Origin of the sequence: Rubrivirga sp., assembly GCF_049648075.1 — a bacterium.
Taxonomy (GTDB): Bacteria; Bacteroidota; Rhodothermia; order Rhodothermales; family Rubricoccaceae; genus Rubrivirga.
Genome location: NZ_JBARYR010000643.1, coordinates 1 through 3451, shown reverse-complemented (window position 1 = coordinate 3451; position 3451 = coordinate 1). Strand labels below are relative to the sequence as shown.

Sequence of the window (3451 nt, the reverse complement as noted above, 5' to 3'; positions counted from 1 at the left end):
CCATATCTCATGTCTGACCTCGCAGAAAAAGTCGCCCTCGTCACCGGCGGAAGTCGCGGCATCGGCGCCGCCACGGCCAAGCGGCTCGCCGCCGACGGCGCGACCGTCGCCCTCTCGTACAACTCCTCGCCCGACGCGGCCCAGGCTGTCGTGGACGAGGTCACGTCGGCCGGCGGCACCGCCCAGGCCTATCAAGCGGACGCGTCCGGGCCAGATGCGGGCGCGGCCCTCGTTCGCCAGGTCGTCCGAGACCACGGCGGCCTCGACATCCTGGTCAACAACGCGGGCGTCTACAAGACCGGCCCCGTCCACGAGTTCTCGGACGAGGACTACGACGCCAACCTCGACATCAACTTGCGGGGCTCGTTCGTGACCATCCGCGAGGCGGCGAAGCACTTGCGCGACAACGGCCGGATCGTCAACATCGGCTCGGTCGTCGGGAAGGTCGGGATGCCGGGCAACGCGGTGTACGGCGCTACAAAGGCCGGCGTCACCGTCTTGGCCAAGGCGGTCGCCAAGGAGCTCGGCGGTCGCGGGATCACGGTCAACACGGTCCACCCGGGCGCCATCGACACGGACATGAACCCGGCCGACCCGGAGAAGAATCCGTTTGCGGAGACGTTAGCGGGGATGAACCCGCTCGGTCGCTACGGCACCGCCGACGAGATCGCGGCAGCCGTCTCGTTCCTCGTCTCCGACGACGCCTCGTACATCACCGGCGCCGAACTCACCGTCGACGGTGGCATGACGGCGTAGCGCCTGTAACCCCCGGCCGTTCCGGTGCGTTTGTTTGCCAACGTGCCGGTGTTTGTCAACGTGCCGGGGCGGCGGCGGGAAGAGTCGGTGGAGCCGGTTCAGAACCCCAACCGATCACCGATACCCCAGTAGTCTCTCCCGCGGCTACTCAGCCAGTCCCCTCCGAGTCGATGCCTCCCCCGTCCGAAGCCCCTTACGAGATCGTCCCCGCCGGCCCGCAGTTGCGGTCGGTGGCGTGGCCGCAGGTGGCGTTCGTGGTGCTGTCGGTCGTGGTCGGGTTGGCCCCGCTCGCCATCGCGTTGGTCCTGGCGGCGTAGCCCGTCCTCGAGGCCGAGAGACCGGACGCATCGAGGGCGACTTCGGAAACCCCGCGCCGACCTCGAGGTCGGACGGCGAGCCTTCCGCTCTGACCGATGCCGCTCCGCCTGGGACACCTCCGACTCGACGTCGCCGACCTCGACGCGCAGACCGCGTTCTACACCGACGTCCTGGGCCTCACCGTCCGCGAGCGCGCGACGGACGACCAGAGCCACTACGCCTTTCTGACCGACGATCAGCCCATCTCGGGCGGCGCCGACGACGGGATGCACCACCGCTTGGTGCTGCGCCAATCGAGGTCGGGCGCGGCGCCGGGGCCGTCGGGCCGGTTCGACCACTTCGCGTGGGAGGCGAGCGACGAGGCCGAGCTGTGGGCGCTGGTGCAGCGGTTGCGAGAGCACGGCCTCGAGGTCGACTTGCAGGAGGCGCAGATCGCGTGGCAGTGCTACTTCCGCGATCCCGAAGGCGTTCGCGTCGAGGTCTACTGCGACCGGCGTACTGAGCCCGACGGGTCGCCGCTGTGGAAGGGCCGCCAGGAGGACTTGGCGGAGGACCGGTTGCGGGTGGCGGCTCAGGACGATCCCGGCTGAGCGCAGGAAACCTCTACGGGGCCGACGCCCGTTTAGGGGGCCCCTCTCCGACTCCCCCCTCATGGCTGACACCTCCTACAAACGAAAGAGCCCCTTCGGCATCGCGCTCCTGATCGTCTCTGTGATCGCGCTGCTGTTCGCGGTCTTCCTGATGAGCCAGCGCGGCGGTGAGACGACCGGCGGCGTCGGCACGGAGATCGACGCGCCGGAGCGGCTCGAGCCGTCAGAGGCCGGGGTCCCGGTCGAGGACGGCGACGGCACGAACCTCTACGAGGGGGAATAACCGTCCTCGAGGACGGCCTCGGCGTCGGCGCGTTCGGTGCGGCGATCTCGGCCTCGAGGTTCTCGGCCTCGAGGTCGTGTCCTGAGACATCGTCGAGCCAGGGCCTCCTCGGCTGGCGCCGTCGCTCCTCGGTCGGGGTGGCAGGGACGGGGCCGCTGACTCTCGCCCTCGAGGGCGCGCTACTCCTTGTCCTCGCCCTCCTTCCAGTAGCCCCAGCTGGACTCGCGCACGCGGTCGTCGCCGATGCCGGTGAACAGCATGAGCGGGCGGATCCAGCCGTGGAGCGTCTTTTTGGCCCGGCCCTGGCGCAGGCGACGGTGGTCCCGCTCGAAGACCCGGAGCGCGCCCGAGTACCCGACGCGCCAGCCCGCCTTGCGGACGACCCATAGGGCGTAGATGTCCTCGTTGGCCGTCAGCTTGGGGTCGAAGCCGCCGGCCTCCAAGAGCGCCGTCCGGCGGAAGATCATGTTCGAGCCCGAGCCGGCCGGGATCGTGAGCCACGACATCGCGCGTATGCCGAACGAGAACAGCTTGTAGTACGTCCGGTACTCGTCGTCGGCGGAGAACTTGGCGCCCTGCATCGCGCCGGCCTTGGGACCCAGGTCGATCGACTGCCACCCGGTCCAGTAGTCGTCCCCGAACGACATGTCGACGTCGGTGAACAGGACCCACTCGGTCATGGCGGCCTCCAAGCCGATCTGCCGCGCCTCGGGGATCGTGCCCGTGTCGAAGATGACCGTCGTCCGCTCAGGCCGGAGCTCGTGAATCAGGTCGCGCGTCTCGTCGTCGCTCGCGTCCACCACGATGAGCTCGACGTCCGGGTGCAGGCTCGCGAGGAACGGGCCGACGTTGGCCGTCTCGTTCTTGGTCGGGACGACGACGGTGAGGTCTTCGAGGCGCATGGGGTGGGAGGTCCGGTCTCGGAAGCTATCGCGGCCCCGCCGTCGTCTCGACCTCGAAGACGACATCGGCCGGAATGCCCGCGGCGTCGATGGCATCGAGCGCCTGGACCAACACGTCCGACGTGCGGCCCCATTGCTGCACGAATGCGTCGGAGGCGTCCTCGTCCTCGATGGCTTCTAGGTCGGCGAGTAGCGCCTCGAGGGCGGGGCGAACGCGCGAGGTCTCGACGCGCCACCGGCTGCCCACGACCTCGAGGGCGCTCGCGTCGCGCAAGCGGTTGAACACGATCAGGTGGGCGCGGCCTCGAGGCCCGGCCGCGCCGAACCGGACGGCTCGGAAGACGGACGCGGCGTAGGTCGCGGTGGCGACCTCGAGGGCGGGAAACTCGGCGTCAGGATCGTCGCCGGCCTCGAGGTCGGCGAGGCGAGCAGCGAGCAGGATGGCGCGGGCGTCGGCGGCGGCCTCGTCGAGGGCCAAGCTCGAGGTGGGAGGACCGTGTGCGAGCTCGTGCAAGACGGCGTGGGCGACGAATGCCTCGGCGGTGACGCGGTCGCGCTGGTCGTTCGCGACGAGCAGGTCCGCGATCGGGCCGACAATGCGG

Annotated in this window: 5 protein-coding genes and 1 pseudogene; 4 read left to right on the top strand and 2 right to left on the bottom strand. The window is 69.7% G+C overall.

Annotation, left to right across the window (positions count from 1 at the left end; all coding sequences use genetic code 11):
* The first annotated feature begins 9 nt into the window (after window positions 1-9).
* The 4 genes from WBA11_RS17410 (at window position 10) to WBA11_RS17395 (ending at window position 1947) form a co-directional block, all read left to right on the top strand.
* Window positions 10-756 carry an SDR family NAD(P)-dependent oxidoreductase gene (locus tag WBA11_RS17410; protein WP_424521909.1) on the top strand — a complete coding sequence of 249 codons (747 nt, stop codon included), beginning with the start codon at window positions 10-12 and terminating at the stop codon, window positions 754-756.
* A 170-nt stretch (window positions 757-926) separates the two neighbouring features.
* Window positions 927-1073, top strand: a complete 147-nt coding sequence (locus tag WBA11_RS17405) for a hypothetical protein (protein ID WP_424521908.1) — start codon at window positions 927-929, stop codon at window positions 1071-1073.
* A gap of 96 nt (window positions 1074-1169) precedes the next feature.
* Complete coding sequence (locus WBA11_RS17400) at window positions 1170-1664, top strand: VOC family protein (RefSeq protein WP_424521907.1); 495 nt, start codon at window positions 1170-1172, stop codon at window positions 1662-1664.
* A 61-nt stretch (window positions 1665-1725) separates the two neighbouring features.
* The gene (locus tag WBA11_RS17395) at window positions 1726-1947 is read left to right on the top strand and encodes a hypothetical protein (protein ID WP_424521906.1); all 222 of its coding nucleotides are present in this window, start codon (window positions 1726-1728) and stop codon (window positions 1945-1947) included.
* Between the two features lie 179 nt (window positions 1948-2126).
* Here WBA11_RS17395 and WBA11_RS17390 read toward each other — a convergent pair whose 3' ends face one another.
* Window positions 2127-2849: a glycosyltransferase gene (locus tag WBA11_RS17390; protein ID WP_424521905.1), complete on the bottom strand. Its 723-nt coding sequence runs from the start codon at window positions 2847-2849 to the stop codon at window positions 2127-2129.
* Between the two features lie 25 nt (window positions 2850-2874).
* A pseudogene (locus WBA11_RS17385) lies at window positions 2875-3451 on the bottom strand (hypothetical protein); the annotation flags it as partial.

Excerpts from the sequence above, each read along its gene's own strand:
- WBA11_RS17405 (WP_424521908.1), top strand. The coding sequence starts at position 927 with ATGCCTCCCCCGTCCGAAGCCCCTTACGAGATCGTCCCCGCCGGCCCG.
- WBA11_RS17400 (WP_424521907.1), top strand. The coding sequence starts at position 1,170 with ATGCCGCTCCGCCTGGGACACCTCCGACTCGACGTCGCCGACCTCGAC.
- WBA11_RS17410 (WP_424521909.1), top strand. The coding sequence starts at position 10 with ATGTCTGACCTCGCAGAAAAAGTCGCCCTCGTCACCGGCGGAAGTCGC.
- WBA11_RS17395 (WP_424521906.1), top strand. The coding sequence starts at position 1,726 with ATGGCTGACACCTCCTACAAACGAAAGAGCCCCTTCGGCATCGCGCTC.
- WBA11_RS17390 (WP_424521905.1), bottom strand. The coding sequence starts at position 2,849 with ATGCGCCTCGAAGACCTCACCGTCGTCGTCCCGACCAAGAACGAGACG.